General features: G+C 73.9%; 15 protein-coding genes. 13 read left to right on the forward strand and 2 right to left on the reverse strand.

Going from position 1 to position 24,474, the window contains the following annotated elements:
- Positions 1-32: 32 nt before the first annotated feature.
- Positions 33-1,418, reverse strand: a complete 1,386-nt coding sequence (gene xseA / locus ACFTZA_RS13405) for an exodeoxyribonuclease VII large subunit (RefSeq protein ID WP_378195559.1) — start codon at positions 1,416-1,418, stop codon at positions 33-35.
- Positions 1,419-1,628: 210 nt separating this feature from the next.
- Here xseA and ACFTZA_RS13410 point away from each other — a divergent pair, with 210 nt between their 5' ends.
- Positions 1,629-2,657: a 4-hydroxy-3-methylbut-2-enyl diphosphate reductase gene (locus tag ACFTZA_RS13410; protein ID WP_378195704.1), complete on the forward strand. Its 1,029-nt coding sequence runs from the start codon at positions 1,629-1,631 to the stop codon at positions 2,655-2,657.
- 63 nt (positions 2,658-2,720) lie between these two features.
- Here ACFTZA_RS13410 and rmuC read toward each other — a convergent pair whose 3' ends face one another.
- Positions 2,721-4,247, reverse strand: coding sequence for a DNA recombination protein RmuC (rmuC, locus tag ACFTZA_RS13415; RefSeq protein ID WP_378195561.1), 1,527 nt, complete (start codon positions 4,245-4,247; stop codon positions 2,721-2,723).
- Between the two features lie 118 nt (positions 4,248-4,365).
- On the opposite strand from rmuC, the gene ACFTZA_RS13420 reads away from it, so the two are divergent.
- The 12 genes from ACFTZA_RS13420 to ACFTZA_RS13475 all read left to right on the forward strand — a co-directional run bounded on the left by ACFTZA_RS13420 (position 4,366) and on the right by ACFTZA_RS13475 (position 24,435).
- Positions 4,366-5,226, forward strand: coding sequence for an ABC transporter ATP-binding protein (locus ACFTZA_RS13420; RefSeq protein WP_378195564.1), 861 nt, complete (start codon positions 4,366-4,368; stop codon positions 5,224-5,226).
- On the forward strand, positions 5,208-6,794 hold the full coding sequence (locus ACFTZA_RS13425; protein ID WP_378195567.1) for a hypothetical protein: 1,587 nt from the start codon (positions 5,208-5,210) through the stop codon (positions 6,792-6,794). Before ACFTZA_RS13420 ends, ACFTZA_RS13425 begins: the two co-directional genes overlap by 19 nt.
- A gap of 55 nt (positions 6,795-6,849) precedes the next feature.
- Positions 6,850-7,935, forward strand: a complete 1,086-nt coding sequence (ychF, locus tag ACFTZA_RS13430) for a redox-regulated ATPase YchF (protein ID WP_378195569.1) — start codon at positions 6,850-6,852, stop codon at positions 7,933-7,935.
- Positions 7,936-8,269: 334 nt separating this feature from the next.
- Positions 8,270-10,081 (forward strand): ABC transporter family substrate-binding protein, encoded by a 1,812-nt coding sequence (locus ACFTZA_RS13435; RefSeq protein WP_378195572.1) that lies wholly within the window; start codon positions 8,270-8,272, stop codon positions 10,079-10,081.
- A gap of 198 nt (positions 10,082-10,279) precedes the next feature.
- Complete coding sequence (locus ACFTZA_RS13440; protein ID WP_378195575.1) at positions 10,280-11,800, forward strand: ABC transporter permease; 1,521 nt, start codon at positions 10,280-10,282, stop codon at positions 11,798-11,800.
- A 117-nt stretch (positions 11,801-11,917) separates the two neighbouring features.
- Positions 11,918-12,931: an ABC transporter permease gene (locus ACFTZA_RS13445; RefSeq protein WP_378195578.1), complete on the forward strand. Its 1,014-nt coding sequence runs from the start codon at positions 11,918-11,920 to the stop codon at positions 12,929-12,931.
- Positions 12,931-14,754, forward strand: coding sequence for a dipeptide ABC transporter ATP-binding protein (locus ACFTZA_RS13450; protein ID WP_378195581.1), 1,824 nt, complete (start codon positions 12,931-12,933; stop codon positions 14,752-14,754). Before ACFTZA_RS13445 ends, ACFTZA_RS13450 begins: the two co-directional genes overlap by 1 nt.
- A gap of 57 nt (positions 14,755-14,811) precedes the next feature.
- Positions 14,812-18,075: an FtsX-like permease family protein gene (locus ACFTZA_RS13455; RefSeq protein ID WP_378195584.1), complete on the forward strand. Its 3,264-nt coding sequence runs from the start codon at positions 14,812-14,814 to the stop codon at positions 18,073-18,075.
- Positions 18,072-20,867, forward strand: a complete 2,796-nt coding sequence (locus tag ACFTZA_RS13460; RefSeq protein WP_378195587.1) for an FtsX-like permease family protein — start codon at positions 18,072-18,074, stop codon at positions 20,865-20,867. The genes ACFTZA_RS13455 and ACFTZA_RS13460 overlap by 4 nt, the downstream gene beginning before the upstream one ends.
- A gap of 1 nt (position 20,868) precedes the next feature.
- Complete coding sequence (locus ACFTZA_RS13465; protein WP_378195590.1) at positions 20,869-21,849, forward strand: ABC transporter ATP-binding protein; 981 nt, start codon at positions 20,869-20,871, stop codon at positions 21,847-21,849.
- Positions 21,846-22,568, forward strand: coding sequence for an ABC transporter ATP-binding protein (locus ACFTZA_RS13470; protein ID WP_378195593.1), 723 nt, complete (start codon positions 21,846-21,848; stop codon positions 22,566-22,568). Before ACFTZA_RS13465 ends, ACFTZA_RS13470 begins: the two co-directional genes overlap by 4 nt.
- A gap of 55 nt (positions 22,569-22,623) precedes the next feature.
- Positions 22,624-24,435 (forward strand): BCCT family transporter, encoded by a 1,812-nt coding sequence (locus ACFTZA_RS13475; protein ID WP_378195596.1) that lies wholly within the window; start codon positions 22,624-22,626, stop codon positions 24,433-24,435.
- Positions 24,436-24,474 lie beyond the last annotated feature (39 nt).

A 24,474-nucleotide genomic window follows, 5' to 3' on the forward strand; every position in this document is an offset into this window, starting at 1 on the left:
GGGCCGCGCGGGGTGCCGTGCGGCGGGGTGGGTCACGTTCGCTCCGCAGCGGTCGCGCCGTCGGCGGCACGGGCGGCGTCGTCGACCACCCGGGCGGCGAGCTCGCCGCGGGCCAGGCGTACGCGGAGCGCCGCTCCGAGCGGCGCGTCGGCGGGCGAGCGCACGACGTGGCCGTCGTCGCCCTGCACGACGGCGTAGCCGCGCTCGAGCGTGGACGCGGGCGACAGGGCGCGCACCTGCGCCTCGAGCCGGCCGACCTCGCCCGCCGCGCGCACCAGGCACGAGTCGAGCGCGCGCCGGCCGCGGTCGCGCAGGAACGCGACGCGCTCGGCCCGGTCCGCGAGCATCACCTCCGGCGACGCGAGGACGGGGCGCGACCGCACGGCGTCGAGCGCGGCCTGCTCGCGCGCGACGCGCGCCTCGACCGCCGCGCGCGCGCGGGCGCGGGCCTGGGTGACGCGGGTGCGCTCCTCGGAGACGTCGGGCACGATGCGCTTCGCGGCGGCGGTCGGCGTCGACGCGCGGTGGTCGGCGACGAGGTCGAGCAGCGGGCAGTCCGTCTCGTGCCCGATCGCGCTCACGAGCGGCGTGCGGCACGCGGCCGCGGCACGCACGAGGGTCTCGTTGGAGAACGGGAGCAGGTCCTCGACGGACCCCCCGCCCCGCGCGACGACGATCACCTCGACCTCCGGGCGCGCGTCGAGCTCGCGCAGCGCCGCCCCGACCTGCTCGACGGCGTGCACGCCCTGCACGGCGACCTCGCGGATCTCGAACCGGACCTGCGGCCAGCGGGCGCGCGCGTTGACGACGACGTCGTGCTCGGCCTTCGACTCGCGCCCGCACACGAGTCCGACGACGCGCGGCAGGAACGGCAGCGCGACCTTGCGCTCGGCGTCGAACAGGCCCTCCGCGGCGAGCACGCGCTTGAGGTGCTCCACCCGTGCGAGGAGCTCGCCGACGCCGACCGGGCGGATCTCGCGCGCCTGGAGCTGGAGCGTGCCGCGCCGGGACCAGAACACCGGCTTGGCGTGCACGACCACGTGCGCGCCCTCCTCGACGGGCTTCCCGTCCAGGACGCGCACGGCGGCGGAGACGGGCAGCGACATGTCCTGGTCCGTGTCGCGCAGCGTCAGGAACGCGGTCGACGTGCCGGGCCGGCGGTTGAGCTGGACGACCTGGCCCTCGACCCACACGGGTGCCATGCGCTCGACGTACTGCTCGATCTTGCGCGAGAGCAGGCGCACCGGCCACGGGTGCTCGGCCGACGTGTCGAGCGCCCGTGCGGGCAGCTCGTGGCGCGACGCCGCCCGGCGGGGCGGGACGGCATCGTCGGACCGCCCGTCGGACCGGCCGTCGGACCGGCCGTCGGACCGGCCGTCGGACGGCCCGTCGGGCGCGGGGAGGGAGGCGGCGGACACGGCACCAGCCTGCCCCATGCCACCGACGTCGACCCGTCACGGCCGCCCGTCACGGCCGCCCGTCACGGCCCCGTGCCGTGTGACGGTCGTGTGCAGGGGCGGGGGAGTGTCGCGTGCCACCGCCTCCCGGCCCGGGCGAGAACCGAGGGGTCACCTAGACTGGCGGGCGTGAGTGCCACCCCTGCCAGCCAGTCCGCCGCCGACGCCACCGTGCCCGCCGCGAGCACGGGCGCGACCGGCAAGCGCGTCCTGCTCGCGGCCCCCCGCGGCTACTGCGCCGGCGTCGACCGCGCCGTCGTCGCGGTGGAGAAGGCGCTCGAGCACTACGGCTCGCCCGTGTACGTGCGCAAGGAGATCGTGCACAACAAGTTCGTCGTCGAGACGCTGAGCGAGCGCGGCGCGATCTTCGTGGACGAGACGGACGAGGTGCCCGAGGGCGCGCGCGTCGTGTTCTCGGCGCACGGGGTCTCGCCCGCCGTGAAGGCGGCCGCGGCGGAGCGCAACCTCGACACGATCGACGCCACGTGCCCGCTCGTGACCAAGGTGCACAAGGAGGCGGTGCGCTTCGCGAAGGACGACTTCGACATCCTCCTCATCGGCCACGACGGCCACGAGGAGGTCGAGGGCACGGCGGGCGAGGCGCCTGACCACGTCCAGGTCGTCAACTCTCCCGACGCCGTGGACGACGTCGTGGTGCGCGACCCGAGCAAGGTGGTGTGGATCTCGCAGACCACGCTGTCCGTCGACGAGACGATGGAGACCGTCCGGCGCCTGCGCGAGAAGTTCCCGACGCTCCAGGACCCGCCGAGCGACGACATCTGCTACGCGACGCAGAACCGCCAGGTCGCGGTGAAGAAGCTCGCGCCGGGTGCCGACGTCGTGATCGTCGTGGGCTCCGCGAACTCGTCGAACTCCGTGCGGCTCGTCGAGGTCGCGCTCCAGGCCGGCGCACGCGCCGCGTACCGCGTCGACCGGGCGCGCGAGATCGACGAGGCGTGGCTCGAGGGCGCGACGACCGTGGGCGTGACCTCCGGGGCCTCGGTGCCCGAGATCCTCGTCGACGACGTGCTCGCGTACCTCGCCGAGCGCGGCTACGGCACGGTGGAGGAGGTCCGCACCGCGACGGAGGACCTCATGTTCTCCCTGCCGCGCGAGCTGCGCTCCGACCTCGGCGCCACGGGCCCGGGCGCCCGACCCGGGCGCGGCGGGCGCCGCTCGCTGTCCGTCCAGCCCGTCTGACCCCGGCCCGACCCGTCCGACGCCGGGGGGCCGTGACCGCGGAGCGCCGTCGCGGCCGGTGCGTCAGGCGAACGCCTGGCGCGCGTCGTCCTCGTCGTCGCCCGGGCGGTCGTCGATCGCGACGACGGCGTCCGACGCCGCGGCGACGAGCTCGGGCTGGGTGACGGGCCGCGGCACGTCCTCGACCACGCGCACCTGACCGATCCGTTCCGACTCGTCCACGACGTTCAGGTCGACCAGTCGACGCGCCTGGGGCAGGACGCGCGTCTCGAGCGAGCCGACGAAGACGTTGAAGTCCTTCGTCGCCGCGCTGAGGGACCGCCCGAGCTTCGTGACGTGCCGCGCCGTCGTGACGAGCCGCGAGTGCAGCTCCTTGCCCGCGCGCAGGACCTCGTGCGCGTTGTCCGTCACGGCGTCCTGCTGCCACGCGTAGGCGACGGTGCGCAGCAGCGCCACGAGCGTCATCGGCGTCGCGACGACGACGTTGCGGCGGGCCGCGTACTCCAGCAGGTCCGGCCTGCGCTCGACGGCAGCGGCGAGGAACGGCTCCGCGGGGACGAACATCACGACGAACTCCGGCGTCGGGCTGAACTGCGACCAGTAGCGCTTGGACGCCAGGTCGTCGACGTGCTTGACCATGTGCCGCACGTGCGCGTCCAGGCGGTCCTCGCGCACGGCCGGGTCGGACGCCTGCTGGGCCTCGAGGTACCCGAGGAACGCGACCTTCGAGTCGACCACGACGTTCTTGCCCCCGGCGAGGTGGACCACCATGTCGGGGCGCAGGGCCCCGTCCTCCGTCGTGACGTGCGCCTGCTCCGTGAAGTCCACGCGCGAGAGCATCCCCGCGGCCTCGACGACCCGCCGCAGCTGGAGCTCGCCCCACGCCCCGCGGGTCTGCGACGAGCGCAGCGCCGTGACGAGGTCGTTCGTGCCGCTGCGCAGGTCCGCGCTGGCCTCGGCGAGCTGGCGCAGGTGCTCGGCGAGCGCCGAGTGGCCCGCGGCCCGTGCCTTCTCGGCGGCCGCGACCTCGGCGCGCATCTGCTCGAGCGAGCGAGCGAGCGGCTCGACGAGCGTGCGCACGGCCTCCTCCCGCTTCGCCAGCTCGGCCGCGCCCGTCTCGTGGCTCCGGCGCAGCCTCTCCTCCGCGTGCGCGAGGAACTGCTCCGACGTCGCGGCGAGCGCGCGGCGCGACAGCGCCTCGAACTGCGTCTCGACGCGACGGTGGTCGCCCTGCACCTCGGCGAGCCGGCGCGCGGCCGCCTCCTGGACGTCGGCGAGCTGCTGCTCGTGCGACGCGCGCGCCAGGTCGAGCCGCTCGTCGGCGCTGCGCTGGGCCGCGGCGAGCTGGCGGACGAAGGCCTCCCGCTCGGCGGCGAGCTGACGGTCGAAGCCCTCGCGCTCCGCCTCGAGGCGTTCCGCGAGGCCGGCACCGCGCGCCGCCTCCTGCTGGGCCTGCCCGAGCATCGTGGTCAGCCGTCGGACCTCGGCGGCCGCGCCGTCGGGCGACGTGCGCCGCACGACGAGCACCAGCGCCACGCCGACGACGACGCCCAGCACGAGCCCGACGGAGAAGAGCGCCCAGGAGTCCATGGCGGCACCTTCGCACGGGGCACCGACAGCGGGACCGGCGCGTGACCTGACCCACGCCCCGGCGCGTCGTGACAAACCGCACCAGGGCGTCGTCGACCGCTCCGTTAGGTTGGGCGCCATGGTCGACCCCACGCACGAGTCCCCACCTGCCGGCCCGGTGGCCGCCCCGGCCGAGCAGGTCCCCGCACCTGCTCCCGGGCAGGCGCCCACCGCTCCGCACGACCCGGCCGCCGCCCTGTCCCTGCGGGGCCTGTGGAAGCGCTTCGGGGAGAAGGTCGCGGTCGCGGGGGTCGACCTCGACGTCCCCGCGGGGTCGTTCTACGGCCTCGTGGGCCCGAACGGCGCGGGCAAGACGACGACCCTGTCCATGGCCACCGGCCTGCTGCGCCCCGACTTCGGCAGCGCGCACGTGCACGGCACCGACATCTGGGCCGACCCGGTGGCGGGCAAGCGCCGGCTCGGGGTCCTGCCCGACGGCGTGCGGCTGTTCGACCGCCTCACCGGCGCCCAGCTCATCACGTACGCGGGCCTGCTGCGCGGGATGGACCGCGACACCGTGGCCGGGCGCACGACGGACCTGCTCGACGCGCTGGACCTCGCGAAGGACGCGAACACGTTCGTCGTCGACTACTCCGCGGGCATGACGAAGAAGATCGCGCTCGCGACGGCGCTCATCCACGCGCCGCAGGTCCTCGTGCTCGACGAGCCGTTCGAGGCCGTCGACCCGGTCTCGGCGGCCAACATCCGCGACATCCTCGCCGACTACGTGCGCTCGGGCGGCACCGTCGTCGTCTCGTCCCACGTCATGGACCTCGTCCAGCGCATGTGCGACCACGTCGCCGTCGTCGCGGGCGGGCACGTGCTCGCCGCCGGCACCGTGGACGAGGTGCGCGCCGGGCAGAGCCTCGAGGACCGCTTCGTCGAGCTCGTGGGCGGCCGCACGACGTCGGAGGGCCTCGCATGGCTGCGCAGCTCGTAAGGCTCAAGCTCACCCTCATGGCCAACGCGTTCCGCCGGAGCGCGTGGCAGACGATCGGGTTCGTCCTCGGTTCGCTGTACGGCCTGTTCGTCGTCGGCCTCGTGGTGTCCGGGACGATCGCCCTCGGCACGAGCGACCCGGTGCTCGCCGGCGCCGTCGTCGTGCTGTTCGGCGCCGTCGCGGTCCTCGCGTGGTGGATCGTGCCGCTCTTCGCGTTCGGCGTCGACGCGACGCTCGACCCGCAGCGGTTCGTCCTGTTCGGCATCCCGCAGCGCCGGCTGCTCGCCGGCCTCGCGCTCGCGGGGACGGTCTCGATCCCGGGCATCGCCACCGGCCTGTCCGCGGTCGGCGTCTCGTTCGCGTGGTGGCGGACGCCGCTCGCGGTGCTCGCCGCGCTCGTCGGCGCGGTGCTCGCGCTGGCGCTGTGCGTCGTCGGCTCGCGCGCCACGACGACGGCGCTCGCCCCCCTGCTCGAGTCGCGCCGCTACCGGGAGGTCGTGACCATCGCGGCGTTCGTGCCGCTCATGCTCGTGGGACCGGCCTTCGGGTGGTTCGCGTCCCAGATGGGCGAGGGGCCCGTCGACGGCGACGGCGTGCGCGACCTGGCCACGCGCCTCGCCGGCGTCGTGGCCTGGACGCCGTTCGGCGCGCCGTGGGGCCTCGGCGCCGCGGTGCACGACGGCGCGTGGGGCCTCGCGCTCGGCCGCCTCGTCGTGGCGCTCGTGACGCTGGCCGTCGCGTGGGTCGTGTGGGACCGGTCGCTGGCACGCGCGCTCGTCTCGCCGCCGACGTCCGGCGCGGGAGGGCGGGCGAAGGGCCTCGGGATGTTCTCGCGCTTCCCCGCGACACCGACCGGTGCCGTCGCGGCGCGGACCTCCACGTACTGGCTGCGCGACCCCCGGTACTCGGGCTCGATCGCCGTCGTGCCGCTCATCCCCGTCGTGCTGCTCGCGCTGGGCGGCGGCCCGGGCTCGGAGGTCTTCCTCGTGCTGGGCCCGATCACGGCCTGGATCCTCGGGTTCGCGATCTCGGCGGACGTCGCCTACGACCACACGGCGTTCGCGCTGCACGTCTCCACGGGCGTGAGCGGGCGCGCCGACCGGTGGGGCCGCGCGGTGCCGGTCCTCGTCGGCGGCGTCCCCGTCTCGGTGCTGTTCGCCGTCGTCTCCGCAGGTGTCGCGGGCCGCTGGGACGCCCTGCCGGCGGTCCTCGGCCTCACGCTCGGGCTGCTGCTCGTCTCGCTGGGGGTCTCGAGCGCGTCCTCCGCACGGCTGCTCTACCCGGTGCCGAAGCCGGGCGACAGCCCGTTCAAGTCCCCGCAGGGTGCCGCCATGGCGACGATGGTCGCGCAGACGGTCGCCATGGCGCTGGTGCTCGGGCTGTCGCTGCCCGTGCTCGCGCCGGGCGTGCTCGCGATCGTCCTGCCCTCGGCCGTGCTCGGCTGGGTGAGCCTCGCCGTCGGGCCCGTGCTGGGCGTGGTCGTGCTCGTCGTCGGCGTCCGGTGGGGCGCGCGCGTCTACGACCGCCGGGCGCCCGAGCTGCTCCAGCGCGTCATGTCGTACGCCTGACGCACGCGGCGCCCGGCCGGGAGCCGGGGCGCCGCCCTGCGTAGGATGGTGGCCCGTGGCTCTCACTATCGGCATCGTCGGCCTGCCCAACGTCGGCAAGTCCACCCTCTTCAACGCCCTGACGCGCAACCAGGTCCTCGCGGCGAACTACCCGTTCGCGACGATCGACCCGAACGTGGGCGTCGTGCCGCTCCCGGACGCGCGGCTCGACCGCCTCGCGGAGATCTTCGGCAGCCAGAAGGTCCTGCCGGCGACCGTGTCGTTCGTCGACATCGCGGGGATCGTCAAGGGCGCGAGCGAGGGGGAGGGCCTCGGCAACAAGTTCCTCGCCAACATCCGCGAGGCGGACGCCATCTGCCAGGTGACGCGCGTCTTCTCCGACCCGGACGTCGTGCGCGTCGAGGGCTCGGTCGACGCCGAGGGCGACATCGAGACCATCAGCACCGAGCTCGTGCTCGCCGACCTCCAGACGCTCGAGAAGACGCTGCCGCGCCTCGAGAAGGAGGTCAAGATCAAGAAGGGCGACGCCGCCCTGCTCGCCGCGGCGCAGAAGGCGCAGGCGATCCTCGAGGAGGGCACCACGCTCTTCCAGGGTGCCGCTGCCGCCGGCCTCGACCTCGCCGACGTGGCGAGCCTCCAGCTCCTCACCGCCAAGCCCTTCATCTACGTCTTCAACACCGACGACGCGGGTCTCGCCGACGACGGGATGCAGGAGCGCCTGCGCGCGCTCGTTGCCCCGGCGCAGGCCATCTTCCTCGACGCGAAGTTCGAGTCCGAGCTCGTCGAGCTCGAGCCCGAGGAGGCGCGCGAGATGCTCGCCGAGAGCGGTCAGGCCGAGGCTGGTCTGGACCAGCTCGCGCACGTCGGGTTCGACACCCTCGGGCTCCAGACGTACCTGACGGCCGGGCCGAAGGAGGCCCGCGCGTGGACGATCCGCAAGGGCTGGACCGCCCCGCAGGCGGCGGGCGTCATCCACACCGACTTCGAGCGCGGGTTCATCAAGGCCGAGGTCGTCTCGTTCGAGGACCTCGTCGAGACGGGCTCGGTGCAGGCCGCGCGCGCCGCGGGGAAGGCGCGCGTCGAGGGCAAGGACTACGTGATGGCCGACGGCGACGTCGTGGAGTTCCGCTTCAACGTCTAGTCGCCCGAACGCGCTCCTCGGGCGGTCGGGGCCCCGGCCCGGCAGCCGTGCGTGCAGTGGTGCAGGTCACAGGCTTGCCGGTGCTGTTCCCGGTCTGTTTCCGGTCGATTTCGGCCCCGGGTCGCGCCCGTACCGACCAGTATCAACTCGGTAACGATCACCTCCGGCAACCAGGCGATCCGGACAACCCGCGCAACTTGGTAGGTAGCGTTTCCCGAAACCGTGGTGGGCGTCACTCGACCCATGCACGCCGGCTCGTCCGGGCGGTGCTGGTCGAGGCGGCCTGGGCGAGCTGACGTCCGGGGCGTGCCCACCATCCCCTGGAGGAGGAACATTGAAGATCAGGCGCACGAGCGCTGCCATCGCGGTGGCAGCCACCGGTGCACTGCTGTTCTCAGCGTGCACGAGCCCCGCGGGCAACGATGACGAGCCCGACTCGAACGAGGGCACGACGGCTGCGGCGGAGATCGACGCGGACGACCCCTGCAAGCAGGACCCGGGCGTCTCCGAGACGCAGGACGGCAACGTGTCGTTCTCCGTCGGTGAGGACGAGTTCCTCGGTTACAACACGGTGACCCCCGAGACGTACTCGACGTACAACAGCGTCGTGACCGAGCGCATCCTCGGCGGGTTCTGGTACTTCGGCACCGACGGCACGATCTGCCACGACGAGACCTTCGGCACCTACGAGGTGACGAACGAGGACCCGCTGCAGGTCACGTACACCATCGCCGACGACGCGAAGTGGTCGGACGGGACCGACATCACGGTGGCCGACTTCGTCCTCAGCTGGGCCGCCCAGGCGATCCCCACGGAGGCCGACCCGGAGACCCCGCTGTTCAACCACGTCTCGGGCATGACCTACGGCGAGTACGTGCCGGAGGGCCCGCAGGGCGAGGCGACCGGCAAGGAGTTCGTCCTCGACTACCCGACGGTCTACGCCGACTGGGAGATCCAGGTCGAGGCGCCGATGCCGGCGCATGTCGCCGCCGAGCAGGCCGGCATGACGACCGAGGAGATGGTCGCCGCCGTCCGCGACCGCGACTACAGCAAGCTCACGCCGCTCGCGGAGTTCTGGAACACCGGCTGGCTGTCGCAGACGCCGGGCGAGCTGCCCGACCCGGCGCTCGTGCCGTCGTCCGGGCCGTACACGTTCAAGGACAACGGCTGGACCGCCGGCCAGTCCCTCACGCTCACGGCGAACGAGGAGTTCTGGGGCGCGCCGCCCGCGACGCAGGAGCTGACGTTCCGCTTCACCGCGGCCGACACGCACGTCCAGGCGCTGCAGAACGGTGACCTCGACGTCATCGAGCCGCAGGCGACGGTGGACACGCTCGGCCAGCTCGAGGCGATCGGTGACACGGTCACGGTCGAGACGGGCTCGTCGCTCACGTGGGAGCACCTCGACTTCAACTTCCGCGAGGGCAACGTGTTCGCCGACAACCTGGCGCTGCGCGAGGCGTTCGCGCTGTGCGTGCCGCGTCAGCAGATCATCGACAACCTCATCGCGCCGATCAACCCCGACGGTGAGGTCATGAACGCCCGTGAGGTGTTCCCCTTCCAGGAGAACTACGACGAGGTCGTCGAGGCCTCGTACGACGGTCGGTACGACGAGGTGGACATCGAGGCCGCGACGGCCAAGATCGCCGAGGCGGGCGTCGAGACGCCGGTCACGGTCCGCATCGGCTACTCCGCGCCGAACCCGCGCCGCAGCGACGAGGTCGCCCTCATCAAGTCCAGCTGCGACCAGGCGGGCTTCCAGATCCAGGACGTCGGCGCGGAGGACTTCTTCGACAACATCCTGCCGAACGGTGACTACGAGGTCGCGCTCTTCGCGTGGGCCGGCTCCGGCCAGAAGGCCTCGGGCCAGAACATCTACGCGACGGGCCAGCCGCAGAACTACGGCGAGTACAGCGACCCCGTCGTCGACGAGGCGTGGAACACCCTCGCGTCGTCGGTCGACCCCGAGGTGCACCTCGAGCAGACCAAGGTCATCGAGAAGCAGCTCTGGGACACGCTGTTCGGCATCCCGCTGTTCGCCCACCCGGGCGTCGTGGCCTACAACTCCAACCTCCAGAACGTCCGCGACACCGCGACGCAGAGCACGGTCGTCTGGAACGCGGAGCAGTGGTACGAGGCTCAGTGACCCTGAGCCGCTCCCGGTAGCACACGCTCCGTGAGCACGTCCTGACGGGCACCCTGTGGGGCAGGAGGCGCCGCCTCCTGCCCCACAGGGGTGCCTGGCCAGGAACGATGCAGGAGTTCGTCGTCCGGTGGCATACAGTGACCTGCTGTCCCACACGGAGCAGGCGCCCGACCGGCGCCAGGCTTGAAGGGTAGACCCGTGCTCAGATTCATCCTGCGGCGCATCGGGATCTCGTTCCTGGTGCTTCTCAGCGCGTCGTTCCTGCTGTACATCATGGTGATCAACTCGGGTGACCCCCTCGAGGACCTCCGTGAGTCGAACGCGGAGAACCGCCAACAGCTCATCGATGCACGCGAGCAGTTCATGGGTCTGAACGACCCGTGGTACCTGCGGTACTGGAACTGGCTGCGCGGCGTCGCCGGCTGCGTGACGCTGAACTGCGACCTCGGCGTCGACCGGACCAACCGCGACGTCGGTGCACTCCTCGGCCAGGCGGCGGGCTCGACGCTGCGCCTCGTCGTCATCGCCACGGTCCTCGCGATCATCGTCGGAGTCGCGCTCGGCATCCTCACCGCGATCCGCCAGTACTCCGGCTTCGACTACACCGTCACGTTCGGTGCCTTCCTCTTCTTCTCGCTCCCGGTCTTCTGGGCCGCGGTGCTGCTCAAGGAGTACGGCGCGATCCGGTACAACGACTGGATCGCTACCGGGTGGGTCAGTCCACCGGCCATCCTCCTGATCGCCGCGCTGCTCGCCTTCATCGTCCAGGCGGTGCTGGGTGGCGACGCGCGTCGGCGCCTGCTCACGGCCGGCGCGACGTTCGTCTTCGTCACCGTCGCGATGTTCGTGTTCAACGCGCTCGACTGGTACCGCAACCCGTTCATGGGCCCCGTCGTCGTGACCCTCGTCGGCGCCGGTGCAGCCGTGCTGGTCACGTCGCTGGTCACGGGCCTGGCGAACCGGCGCGTGCTCTACGCGACGCTGACGACCGTCGCGGTGGGGCTCGTCTCCTACTTCGCCTTCGCGGGGATCCTCGTGGAGCCGAGCGGCTGGCTCGTCCTCATCGGGCTGTTCGTCCTCGCGATCGCCCTGTCGATGCTCGTGGGCTACCTGTGGGGCGGCTACTCCCGCCGGCAGGCGATGTTCGCCTCGACCATCACGGGCGTGATCATGAGCATGCTCATCGTCGCGGACATCGCGATGGCGCACTTCTCGAGCTTCCTCGACCTCAAGTCGCGCCCGATCTCCACGATCGGCGCCGGGACGCCGAACTTCACCGGCGGGTTCTGGGAGTCGTTCCTCGACAAGGGCGCGCAGCTGATCCTGCCGACCATCCTCCTCACGCTCATCTCGGTGGCGTCGTACAGCCGCTACACGCGCTCGTCGATGCTCGAGGTCATGGGGCAGGACTACGTGCGGACCGCACGGTCGAAGGGTCTGTCGGAGCGTGCGGTCATCACCAAGCACGCGTTCCGCAACGCGCTCATCCCCATCACGACGATCGTCGCGTTCGACTTCGCCGGCCTCATCGGCGGTGCGGTCATCACCGAGACGGTCTTCGGCTGGAAGGGCATGGGGGAGCTGTTCCGCACGGGCCTGGACAACGTCGACCCGAACCCGGTGATGGCGTTCTTCCTCATCACCGGCATCGCGGCGATCGTGATGAACATGCTCGCGGACATCGCCTACGCCTACCTCGACCCGCGGATCCGGCGGTGACCGCGGTGGCGCACCAGACCGGGGCGACGGCGCCCCAGCCGGCACCGGCCGGCACGCAGACATCGACGAGCGGGCGCACGACCTGCACGACCCGCGCAGCGACCCCCGGAGGCCGGGATGAGTGACGACGACCAGCGCGCACGGCGCGCTCAGCAGGGCGACGAGTCCTTCGAGCCGATCGTGGGCGTCTCCGGGACCGACGCGATCGGTGCGAAGTCCACGGCGATCGCCATCGACGAGGAGCCGCACGACGGCAAGTCGTACAGCCAGGGTCAGCTCGTGCGCCGCCGGTTCTTCCGGCACAAGGGCGCGATGGCCTCGCTCGTCGTCCTCGCGGTGATCACGATCGTCGCGTTCACGTCCATCGGCATCGGCCCCATCCCGGGTTGGTGGCCGCACGACTACACGCTCGCGGGCCAGGTCGTCAACGGTGGCCGCCCCTCCTGGGAGCACCCGTTCGGCCAGGACACCATCGGCAAGGACTACTTCGCGCTCGTCATGCGCGGCACGCAGCAGTCGCTGATCATCGCACTCGGCGTCGGACTCATCTCGACGTTCCTCGGGACGCTGATCGGTGCGCTGGCCGGCTTCTACCGCGGCTGGATCGAGGCGCTGCTCATGCGTCTGACCGACCTGTTCATCATCATCCCGCTGCTCGTCTTCGCCGCCGTCCTCGGGGCGATCGCGCGCGACTGGGGCATCTGGGGCCTGACGCTCGTCCTCGGCGCGGTGACGTGGACCGGTCTCGCACGCCTCGTGCGCGGCGAGGTGCTCTCGCTGCGCGAGCGCGAGTTCGTCACGGCGGCCCGCGCCGTGGGCACGGGCGCCGGCCGCATCATCACCAAGCACATCCTGCCGAACGCGATCGGCGTGATCATCGTCTCGGCGACGCTCGCGATCGCGCAGGCGATCCTGCTCGAGACGTCCCTGTCGTACCTCGGCTTCGGCGTGCAGGCCCCGAGCACCTCGCTCGGCCTGCTGATCTCCGACTACCAGAACGCGTTCACCACCCGCCCGTGGCTGTTCTGGTGGCCCGGCATCATGATCCTCGCGATCGCCCTCGCGGTGAACTTCCTCGGTGACGGTCTGCGCGACGCGTTCGACCCCCGCCAGAACAGGAGCAAGGCCTGATGACGACCCTCGACATCACCACCGAGGACGGGGTCGGCTACCGCACGGACGCCGTGCTGTCCTTCGAGGACCTCGACGTCCGGTTCGGCACCGAGTTCGGGACCGTGCACGCGGTCAAGGGCATAACGCTCGACGTGCGCCCGGGCGAGGTCGTCGCGCTCGTCGGCGAGTCCGGCTCGGGCAAGTCGGTGACCTCCATGACGGCGCTCGGGCTGCTGCCGAAGAACGCGCAGGTCTCGGGCACCGTCCGCGTCGGGGACAAGGTCCTCAGCGACCTCGACCTGCGGGGCCTGCGTCGCCTGCGCGGCAACGACGTGGCCATGGTGTTCCAGGAGCCCATGACCGCGCTCAACCCCGTGCTGACGATCGGCGACCAGCTCACCGAGGCGCTCCAGCTCCACGGCATCGCGTTCGGCAAGCAGGCCGACGCGCGCGCCGCCGAGCTGCTGCGCATGGTCGGCATCCCCGAGCCGGAGCGGCGCCTCAAGCAGTACCCGCACGAGCTGTCGGGCGGCCAGCGCCAGCGCGTCGTCATCGCGCTCGCGATCAGCTGCGACCCGAAGGTGATCATCGCCGACGAGCCCACCACGGCGCTCGACGTCACCGTCCAGGCCGAGATCCTCGACCTGCTGCGCTCGCTCAAGGACAAGCTCGACACGGGCATCCTGCTCATCACCCACAACATGGGCGTGGTGGCCGACATGGCCGACCGCGTCGCCGTGATGCTCAAGGGCGACCTCGTCGAGATGGGTACGGCGGAGCAGGTGCTCACGCGCCCGCAGCACGAGTACACCAAGCGGCTGCTCGGCTCCGTGCCGCACCTCGGGTCCGGCCCGGGCCAGTTCGGCACGGCCGCCGAGGACGTCATCGACCACCCCGACCTGTCCGACGCACCCGCGCTCGACCTGAGCAACCTCGTCATCGAGTACCAGCGTCTCGGCAAGGCGCCGTTCCGGGCCGTCGACGACGTGTCGTTCCAGGTGCGCAAGGGCGAGATCGTCGGACTCGTCGGCGAGTCGGGGTCCGGCAAGTCGACGATCGCGCGCTGCGCGCTCGGCCTCATCCCCGCGGAGAGCGGGTCCGTGTCGATCTTCGGCGAGGACTTCGGACGGATGCGCAAGCGCGAGCTCAAGGAGCTGCGCAAGCGCATCGGCGTCGTCTTCCAGGACCCGGCGGCGTCCCTCAACCCGCGCATGCCCGTCGGCGACTGCATCGCCGAGCCTCTCGTCGTCCACCAGATCGGCGACGCACGGTCCCAGCAGGAGCGTGTGTACGAGCTGCTCGACGCGGTCGAGCTGCCGCGCACCGCGTTCAACCGGTACCCGCACGAGCTGTCCGGGGGTCAGCGCCAGCGCGTGAGCATCGCCCGCGCGCTCACGCTCGACCCCGAGCTGCTCGTCGCGGATGAGCCGACGTCGGCGCTCGACGTGTCGGTCCAGGCGAGCGTCCTGCAGATGTTCACGCACCTGCAGGAGCGGTACCAGTTCGCGTGCCTGTTCGTCAGCCACGACCTCGCGGTCATCGACCTGCTCGCGCACCGCGTCGTCGTCCTGCAGAACGGCCGGATCGTCGAGCAGGGCCTGCGCTCCGACGTGCTGCACGACCCGCGCGAGGAGTACACGCGCCGGCTGATCGCCGCGGCCCCGGTGCCGAACCCGGACGAGCAGCGCCGTCGCCGCGAGGCGCGGTACGCGCTCCTGGCCGAGCTCGGCGACCAGCGCAGCGAGCTGCGCGACCCGGTCACTCCGTTCGACCCGCTGCGGCCGAGCGCCAACCCGGAGGGCAACGGGTCGCTGCGCGGCGGCACCATGGGCGGACTCTAGGAGCGACGGTCGCCGGCCGGTCGCGTCGACGTCGACGTCACGAGGAAGGTGTCGCACGTGAGAGCGACCGCGCTGGCCGCCCGGCGGTCGCGTGCGCAGCTGGGCCTGCTCGCGACGGTCGTGCTCCTCGCGGCGCTCATCGTCGCGACCGTCGGGGCGACCGTCGGCTACGTCCAGTCCGCCGCGACCGCGGGCGCGCGCGACGCCCTCGCCGGCGCGCCGCCCGCGGCGCGCGGCGTCCAGGTGCAGACGCGCCTCGCGGACGACGCGACGGCACAGGACGTGCGCGTCCGCGAGGTGGTCGAGACCGACCTCGCGGGCGTGCCGCTCGCCGTCGACCGCACGGTGCGCACCGAGCCGCTGCCGCTCGCGGCACCCTCGGGCTCGCCCGGGGGCGACGACACGGACCGGGCGGGGGGCGGGCTCGCCGCCGACCGCGCCGTCCTCGAGGTCGACCCCGCGCTGCCCGACGTCGCAGCGGTGACGGGGGAGTGGCCGTCGGCCCCGGGCGAGACCGCGCTGCACGGCGCGGCGGCCGAGACCCTGGGTCTCGGCCCCGGCGACGTCGTGGTGGTCGACCGCTCCGACACGGACCCGCAGTCCGAGCCCGGCACCGAGCTCACCGTCGTCGGGACGTGGCGCCCCCTCGACGCGGAGCACCCCCGCTGGTTCGACGACCCCCTGGCCGTCTCGGGAGTGGACGGCTCCGTCGCCGGGCCCTTCGTCGTGACCCCGGAGACGCTCGACGGCCTCGGCACGACCCCGCTCGTGCGCTGGACCGTCGTGCCGGACGCGTCGCGCGTCGTGCCCGCCGACCTCGCCGCGGCGGCCGCGGGGGCGTCGTCGCTGCGCGACCGCCTGCGCGAGGACGACGCGGTCGCCGTGCGCGGCCTCACCGTCACCGGTGCGCTCGGCGCGACGGCGGCCGAGGCCCGTGCCGCGCTGGCCGCGGCGGGTGCCGTGACGCTCGTGCCCGTCGCGCTCCTCGTCGTCGTGAGCGTCGTGGCGCTGGTCCAGGTGGCGCGCCTGCTCGCGCAGACCCGGGCGACCGACGTCGGCCTGCTCGTCGCACGCGGCGCCTCCACGCGTCAGCTCGTGGCGCTCTCCGCGGCGGAGGCCGTGGCGGCGGTCGGCGCGGGTGCGCTGCTCGGTACGGGCGGTGCCCTGCTCGCCCTGCGCGCGAGCCCCGACGCCGGTGCCGCGCACGCCGCCCCGTGGCTCGTCGCCGTGCTCGGCGCCGTCGTCGGCTCCGCGCTCGTCACCGGCGTCGCCTGGCTCCAGGCGCGCTCCGTCGCCCGCCGGCACGAGGCTGACCGGTCCGGACGCGTCCGCGCCGCCGCGGCTGCCGGCACGCTCGTGCTCACCGTCGTGGTCGCCGGACTGTGCCTGTGGCAGCTCCTGCGCTACGGCTCGCCGGTCGTGCCGACCGGCACCACCACCGAGGTCGACCCCCTCGCCGTGCTCGCCCCGGCCGCGGTGCTGGTCGCGCTGGCCGTCGTGGGCGCCGCGGTGCTCGGTCCGTTCACCGCCCTCGCGGAGCGTGTCGCGGCGCGAGGGCTCGGGCTCACGGTGCCGCTGGCCGCGCGCCAGGTCGCGCGGCGGCTCGTCGTCGTCGCGGTGCCCGTCGTCCTCGTCGTGCTGGCCGCCGGGTCGGGCACGCTCGCGGGGACCTACGCCGGCACGACGCAGTCGCTGCGCACCACGCTCGCCGAGCTGCGCACGGGGGCCGACGTGCGTGTGGCGACGGGTGGCCCCGCGACGGTCGCCGGGACCGGCAACCCGCCCGTCGTCGCGGAGTACGCCGCGCTCGACGGCGCGACCGGCGCCTCGAGCGTGCTCGAGCTCCCGGGCGTCGTGGGCGAGGACCCGCTCACGCTCGTGGCCCTCGGTGCCGACGCGGCGCCCGACGTGCTGAGCCTCCCGCCGGGCACGGGCGACGCCGGTCCCGCCGCAGGGCTCCGCGACGCCGCCGCCGACCTCGGCGTGCCGCTCCCGGGCGACGCGACGGGACTGACGGTGGACCTCACCGCGTCGGTCGCCGTCTCCGTCGACGTCACGGCCGACCTGCCCTGGTACTGGGCCGACGTCCACCAGCGCCGGTCCCTGCGCGCGACGGCGTGGGTCGCGGACGCGGCCGGAGCCCTCAGCCAGGTCCCGCTCGGGGAGGTCGAGGTGTCGTACGCCCCGGACGGCGCCGACGTCGCGGACGCCGTCGGTGCGCAGCCCGCGGCGCGCACGCTGTCCGGGGACCTGCCCGGTCCCGGCCGCTGGCGGCTCGTCGCGGTCGACCTGCTCGTCGGCACCCCGGCGATGCCCGCGCGCGCGTCCGTCGTGCTCGACCGCGTGGCGGCGACCGCCCCGTCCGGCGACGACGAGCTCGCGCTCGGGGACGCCTGGGCGCCGGCGACCTCCCTCGTGCGCGACGAGCTCGCCGTCGTCGAGCCCGCGGGCGCCGCGGGCTTCGCCGCGGAGCTCGGCGGGTACGGACTGCCCCTGCCCGTCCGTGTGCTGCCCGGCGGCGACGACGCCCTGGCGCCGCTGCCGGTCACGCTCCCGGCGCCGGTCGCGGAGCGCTACGACCTCGTGCCCGGCGACGAGTCGGTCGTGACCGTCTCGGGCACCGACCTGCCGGTGCGGGTCACGCGCGTCGTGGACGTGCTGCCCGGTGCGGTCGACCGGGCCGCGGTGCTCGCCGACCAGGGCACGCTGCTCCAGCACCTCGTCCGCGCCGGGCAGTCCGTGCCGCGGCCGGGGGAGGTCTGGCTCGGTGCCGCGGACGACGCAGGGCGGGCGCCGCTCGCCACCGCGGCGGAGGCCCTCGCGCGCGAGCGCGGGGCGCGTGACGTCGTGGTGGCGGTCGCGGGCGCCGACGCCGGCCCCGACGTCTCGGCGCCCGTGCGGGTGGCGTTCTGGCTCGCCGCCGCGGGGGCGCTCGTGCTGTCCCTCGCCGGGGTCCTCGCGGTCGCGGCCGCGCTGCTCGGAGTGCGCCGCGCCGAGGTCGCGGTGCTGCGGGCGCTCGGGATGCCACCCGGTGCCCAGGCGCGCGGCCGGGCGCTCGAGATCGGGGCCGTGACCGGCGCCTCGCTCGTGCTGGGCGTGCTCGCGGGGTGGGCCGTCGCGACCCTCACCGTGCCCGCGCTCGCCCGCGCCACGCTCGGCGCCGCCGCACAGGTGCTGCCCGTCCCGCTCGACGTGGCCGTGGTGCCCACCGTGCTGCTGCTCGGCGTGCTCGCCACGGGCCTCGGCGCCGTCGCGGCGGTCGTCGCCGCGCGCGTGCGCGCCCAGGCGCTCGACGGCGAGTACCGGGAGGAGATCCGATGAGGCTCGGCCGCCTGACGTGGCGCCAGTTCACGGCGTACCGCGCGGTGTCGCTCGCCCTCGCCGTCGTCGTCCTGCTCGTCGCGTTCGTCGTCACCGCGTGGCCTCGCGCGGTCACCGCCACGGACACCGCCCAGGTCGCGCACGAGCTCGACCGGTCGACGCCCCTGCAGCGCGACGTCGTCGCGGTGAACCAGCTCCTGCCCGACCGCGGCCCGGCCGCAGCACCCGGGACCACGGGGCTCGACCCCGCCGTCGAGGACCTGTGGGGTGCGTTCGACGAAGGGCTCGTGACGCTGCGCGACGCCCAGCCGGAGCCGCTGCGCTCGGCGCTGGGCGACCCGCGGTTCACCGTCGAGGACGACGCGCGCGACCTGCCCGCCGTGCCGGGCAACGACGTGCGGTTCCCGTCGGGCGTGCTCAAGGTCGACCCGCGCCTCGCCGAGCACGTGAGCCTGGTCGAGGGCGTGTGGCCCGGTCCGGTCGAGCTCCCGGAGCCGGCGCCCGGCGACTCCGAGCCGGCGGACGCGTCCGGCGCGGTGCGCACCGTCGGCCCGCAGGTCCTCGAGGTCGTCGTCGCGGCCGAGTCCGCCGACGTGCTGGGCTGGTCGGTCGGTGAGGAGCGCGCGCTCGACGCCGCCACGTCGGTCCGCCTCACCGGGACGTTCACGGCGGACGACCCGGCCGAGGACTACTGGCAGCACAACCCGTACTCCGCAGCACCGCTCGTCGTGGACGACCTCAACCTGGGGCGCTCGGCGCGCACCGCGATGTACCTCGACCCCGCGACCGCGGACCGCGCGTTCTTCCTCAGCCCGACGACGCGCGTCTGGTACCCCGTCGCGGGCGACGCGGTCGAGGCCGACGAGGTCGCGCCGCTGCTCGCGCAGCTGCGCGGCTTCACCGCCTCCCCGTACCCGGTGGTCGAGTCGGGGGCGTTCACCCTCACGCCCGCGAGCGAGCTGGGCGACGTGCTCGCCGCGCTGCTCGCCCAGCAGCGGGCGTCGGCGGCGATCCTCGCGGTCGTGGCCGTCGGCCCGCTCGGCGTGACCGTCGCGGTCCTGCTCCTCGGCGCGCGGCTCGTGGTGTCCCGCCGCCGGCCGTCGCTCGCGCTGCTGCGAGCCCGCGGCGCCTCGGGCGTCCAGCTGCGCGGTCTCATGGCCGCCGAGGGGCTCGCGCTCGCCCTGCCCGCCGCCTCGCTCGGCGCCGCGGCGGCGGTCGTCGCCGTCCCGCCCGCCTCGGGCGGCGGCGCCGTCGGGCTCGGCACGGTCGTCCCCGCCCTGCTCGTCGCGCTCACGCCGGCGGTGCTCCTCGCCGCCACGACGTCGCCCGCGGGACTGCGCGAGACCCGTGCCGACCTCGGGACCGCACCCAGCCGCGGGCGCACGCTCGTCGACGTGCTCGTGGTCGCCGCGGCCGCCGTCTCCGTCGTGCTGCTCCTGCGGCGCGGCGTCGTCGTCGGCGGTGCGGACGGCGAACCCGCGACGGCCGGGACAGGTCCGGGGGCTGCCGGCGGCGGCGTCGACCCGCTCCTCGCTGCCGCGCCGCTCCTGCTGGCGCTCGCGACGTGCGTCGTGGTGCTGCGCGTCTACCCGCTGCCCGTGCGTGCCCTCGAACGAGCCTTCCGCACGCGACGCGACCTCGTGCCGTTCCTCGGCGCCGCGCGCACCGTGCGCGACCCGGCCGGCGGCGTCGTGCCCGCGCTCGCCCTGGTCGTCGGCGTCGCGGTCGCGATGTCCTCGGGCGTGCTCTACTCGACCGTGCGGTCGGGTGTGGAGACCATCGCCTGGGGCGAGGCGGGCGCCGACGTGCGCGTCAGCGGCCCTGTCGTCGACGAGGACGTCGCCGACCGGCTGCGCGCGGTCGACGGGGTGGCCGAGGTCGCGACCGTGACCGACGCCGGCGAGCTGCCGTTGCGCCTCGGCGTCTCCGGCGAGCGCGTCACCGTGCTCGCCGTGGACACCGCGGCGCTCGCCGCCGTCCAGGCCGACGTCCCGGGTGCGCGCCCGCTGCCGGCCGGCCTCTCGGAGCCCGGCGACCGGCTCCCCGCCGTCGTGTCCGACGCGCTCGACGTGCCGGTCGGGACCGGCGACGTGACCCTCGTCGCGTCGTCGAGCACCCCGGTCGACGTGGTCGCGACGACGGGACCCCTCCCGGGCGTGCCGGCGCGCACCTTCGTCGTCGTCGACCGCCACCTCGCCGCGCAGGCGCTCGACGAGACCTTCCGCCCGCGGGTGGCCCTGCTCTCGCTGGACGACGGGGCGGACCCTGCCGCCGTGCGCGCCGCCGTCGCCGACGTGCTGCCGCAGTCGGCGATCACGAGCCCCGACCTCGTCTCGGCGGACCTGCTCGACTCGCCCGCGGCCGACGGGATGAACCGCGCGTTCGTCGTCGCCGTCGCGCTGTCCGGGCTGCTGTGCGCGGCCGCGGTCGTCATGACGCTCATGATCGGGGCGCCGGGGCGCGACCGGCTGGTCGCCGTGCTCCGCACGCTCGGGCTCGAGCGGCGCGGGACGCGCGGCCTCGTCGCGTGGGAGCTCGGCCCGTGGGTGCTCGCGGCCGTCGTCGTGGGGGCCGGGCTGGGTGTCGCGATCCCCGCCCTGGTGCTCGCGACGGTCGACCTGACACCGTTCACGGGCGGCGACGCCCGACCCCCGCTCACCGTCGACCCCGTCCTGCTCGGGATCGTCGTCGGCGGGTTCGTCCTCGTGGTCGCGGCAGCGGTCGTGGTCTCCACGGCGCTCAGCCGGCGCACGAACCTCGCGGCCCAGCTGCGCATCGGTGAGGAGAGATGACATGACGACCTGGACCGGGATCGACGAGCCGGACGCCGGGGTGGACCTCGGCGCGCGACCCGGCTCGCGAGGCGCACCGGGCGCGCCCGTGGAGCCGGACATCCTCTGCCAGGACCTCGTGCGGATCTTCTCCGCGGACGGTGTCGAGGTCCAGGCGCTGCAGGGGCTCAACCTGCGCGTCGACCCGGGGGAGCTCGTCGCGATCGTCGGCGCCTCCGGCTCGGGCAAGTCGACGCTGCTGACCATCCTCTCCGGTCTCGACCGGCCGACGGGCGGGTCCGCCGTCGTCGCCGGCACCGACCTGCTGACCATGGGCCGGCGCGAGCGCGTGCGCTACCAGCGGCACAGCGTGGGCTTCGTGTGGCAGCAGACGAGCCGCAACCTCCTGCCGTACCTCACCGCGGCGGAGAACGTCGCGGTGCCGCTCGCGCTCGCGGGCGACCTCCCGGGCCGGGACCGCCCGGCGCGCGTCGACACGCTGCTCGAGCTGCTCGAGATCGGGCAGGTGCGCGACCGTCGTCCGGACCAGATGTCGGGCGGGGAGCAGCAGCGCACGGCGCTCGCGGTCGCGGTCGCCAACGCGCCGCGCGTCCTGCTCGCCGACGAGCCCACGGGCGAGCTCGACGAGTCGACGTCCGTCGAGGTGCTCGAGGCGATGCGCGGCGTCAACGCCGAGCTGGGGGTGACGACGCTCATCGTCACGCACGACCCCACGGTCTCCGACCACGTGCTGCGCACGGTGCAGATCCGCGACGGTCGCACGTCCACCGAGGTGCTGCGGCGCACGGAGGTCGACGAGCACGGCTCCGAGCGGCACGTCGCCGAGGAGTTCGCCGTGCTGGACCGCGTCGGCCGGCTCCAGCTCCCGCCGGACTTCGTCGCGAGCCTGGACCTGCGCGACCGGGTCCGCCTCGCGCTCGAGACGGACCACGTCGGCGTCTGGCCCGACGCGCGCGGTGGCGACGAGGGGAGGCGGGCGTGATCGAGACGGCGGTGCGACCGGCGGCCGGGAGGGCGCCGGCGCCGGCGCTGCGGGCCGACGGCGTGGGGCGGGTGTTCGGGCGCGGGGCGAACGAGGTGCACGCCCTGACGGACGTGAGCCTGGTCGTGCACCCGGGCGAGCTCCTCGTGGTGCGCGGCCCGTCCGGCTCGGGGAAGACGACGCTGCTGAACATCCTCGGCGGGCTCGACCGCCCCACGAGCGGTGCGGTCGTGCTCGCCGGGGACCGCACGCTGTCGGCCCTGCGCGAGCGCGACGTCCTCGAGGTCCGCCGGCGGGAGATCGGCTACGTGTTCCAGTCCTTCGGCCTCGTGCCCGTGCTGTCCGCGGCCGAGAACGTCGAGGTCCCGCTGCGCCTGCAGGGCGTCGAGCCCCGGGAGCGTGCGGACCGTGTCGCGCGGGCGCTCGCGCTCGTGGGCCTCGAGGAGCACGCCGCGCAGCGGCCCTACGAGCTGTCCGGGGGGCAGCAACAGCGCGTCGGGATCGCGCGGGCGCTCGTCGCCGAGCCGGCCGTCCTCGTCGCGGACGAGCCGACCGGCCAGCTCGACTCCGGCACGGCCGCGACGGTGATGGACCTGGTCCGCGACGTCGTGCACGACCGCGGGGTCGCGGCGGTCGTCTCCACCCACGACCCGCTGCTCATGCAGCGCGCGGACCGCGTCGTCGAGCTGCACGACGGGCGCGTGGTGCAGACGGGCTGACCGCCGCGGGTCCTTCCCGGTTGCCACCCGGGCGGCGCACCGGAAGCCTGGGCACATGAGCAGCACGCACGACTCCTCCAGCACGAGCGCGGGACACGGTCCGGACGGGTCTCTCGCCGGCACCGCCGCAGAGACGACGACGGCGGCGCCGTCGGCCGAGGGAGGTGCGGCGCTGCCACCACCACCGGCGGGCGACGACGACGCGCGGACCGGGCGTCCCGACCCCCGGGTCTTCTACCCGGCGGCGGGGATCATCCTCCTGTTCGTGCTGCTCACGGTGTTCTTCGCGGACGCGATGACCACCGCGATGAGCACGCTGCAGAGCGACGTCATCGGCGTGTTCGGCTGGTACTACGTCCTCATCGTCGCCGCGTTCGTCGTGTTCTCGCTCTGGATGGGGCTGAGCCGGTTCGGCGACATCGTGCTGGGCAAGGACGAGGAGGAGGCCCAGTTCGCGCTGCCCGTGTGGTTCGCCATGCTCTTCGCGACCGGCATGGGCATCGGCCTGGTGTACTGGGGAGCGGCCGAACCGCTGTCGCACTACATCGCGCCGAAACCGGGGGTGGAGGGCAGCGACCCCGCGCTCGCGCAGGCCGCGATGGGCCAGAGCTACCTGCACTGGGGCATCCACGCCTGGGCGATCTACGTCGTCGCGGGACTCGCGCTCGCGTACTCCATCCACCGCAAGGGCCGCCCCGTCTCGATCCGCTGGGCGCTCGAGCCCATCCTCGGCGACCGCGTCAAGGGCTGGCTCGGGAACGCCATCGACGTCGTCGCGATCGTGGGCACGGTCTTCGGCGTGGCCACCTCGCTGGGCTTCGGCGTGATGCAGATCGCCGCGGGCCTCGGCTTCCTCGACGTCGCCGACCCCAGCCTGGGGCTGGAGATCGGGCTCATCGCCGCCATCACGGTCATCGCCACGTTCTCGGTGGTCTCCGGGCTGGGCAAGGGCATCAAGTGGCTGTCGAACGGCAACATGGTGCTCGCCGGTGTGGTCGCGGTGCTGGTGCTGCTGCTCGGCCCGACGCTCTTCCTGCTGCGCGAGTGGGTCCAGTCCCTCGGCTTCTACCTGCAGAACATGCTGCGCCTGACCTTCGACACGACGGCGTTCCAGGGCGCGGTCGGGCTCGAGTGGCAGTCGTCGTGGACGATCTTCTACTGGGGCTGGTGGATCTCCTGGGCGCCCTTCGTCGGCGTGTTCATCGCGCGCATCTCCCGCGGGCGGACCGTCCGGGAGTTCGTGCTCGGCACCCTGTTCGTGCCGACGATCGTGACGACGCTGTGGTTCGCGATCTTCGGCGGTTCGAGCCTCTACCGCGAGCTCACGGTGCCCGGCAGCATGCTCGAGGACGGCGCGGTCAACCAGGACACCGTCCTGTTCCAGCTGCTCGCCGACCTCCCGCTGTCCACCGTGCTGTCCGTCGCGGCGATCATCCTCATCGTCGTCTTCTTCGTCACGTCGTCCGACTCCGGCTCGCTCGTGGTGGACATGCTCGCCTCCGGGGGCAACCCCAACCCGCCCACGTGGAGCCGGATCTTCTGGGCGGTGCTCGAGGGCCTGCTCGCCATCGCGCTCCTGCTCGCCGGTGGTCTGCAGGCGTTGCAGACGGCGGCGATCCTCATCGCGCTGCCGTTCTCGCTCGTGATGATCGGCATGGCCGTCGCGACGATCAAGGCGCTGCGGGTGGAGCACGCCGCGATCATGCGCGTCGAGCGGCGACAGGCGCGCGCGGCGCTCACCGAGCACGTGACGACGCGCGTCACCGAGTCGATCTCTGAGCAGTGGGAGGAGCTCTACCCGGACCGGCCCAACCGCTGGCGCGGGCTCGTCCGCAGGCCCGGGGGAAGGTCGCCGCGCTCCTCCTGAGGACCCGGCCCGTCCCGCCTCCCGCACCGGCGTCGCGGC

It is taken from the genome of Cellulosimicrobium sp. NPDC057127, from assembly GCF_042670945.1.
In the GTDB taxonomy this organism is placed as follows: domain Bacteria; phylum Actinomycetota; class Actinomycetes; order Actinomycetales; family Cellulomonadaceae; genus Cellulosimicrobium.

Bases quoted from the DNA above. Each gene is read 5' to 3' on its own strand.
- rmuC (WP_378195561.1), bottom strand. From the start codon at position 4,247: ATGGACTCCTGGGCGCTCTTCTCCGTCGGGCTCGTGCTGGGCGTCGTC.
- ACFTZA_RS13420 (WP_378195564.1), top strand. From the start codon at position 4,366: ATGGTCGACCCCACGCACGAGTCCCCACCTGCCGGCCCGGTGGCCGCC.
- ACFTZA_RS13425 (WP_378195567.1), top strand. From the start codon at position 5,208: ATGGCTGCGCAGCTCGTAAGGCTCAAGCTCACCCTCATGGCCAACGCG.
- ACFTZA_RS13445 (WP_378195578.1), top strand. From the start codon at position 11,918: ATGAGTGACGACGACCAGCGCGCACGGCGCGCTCAGCAGGGCGACGAG.
- ACFTZA_RS13450 (WP_378195581.1), top strand. From the start codon at position 12,931: ATGACGACCCTCGACATCACCACCGAGGACGGGGTCGGCTACCGCACG.
- ACFTZA_RS13460 (WP_378195587.1), top strand. From the start codon at position 18,072: ATGAGGCTCGGCCGCCTGACGTGGCGCCAGTTCACGGCGTACCGCGCG.
- ACFTZA_RS13465 (WP_378195590.1), top strand. From the start codon at position 20,869: ATGACGACCTGGACCGGGATCGACGAGCCGGACGCCGGGGTGGACCTC.
- ACFTZA_RS13475 (WP_378195596.1), top strand. From the start codon at position 22,624: ATGAGCAGCACGCACGACTCCTCCAGCACGAGCGCGGGACACGGTCCG.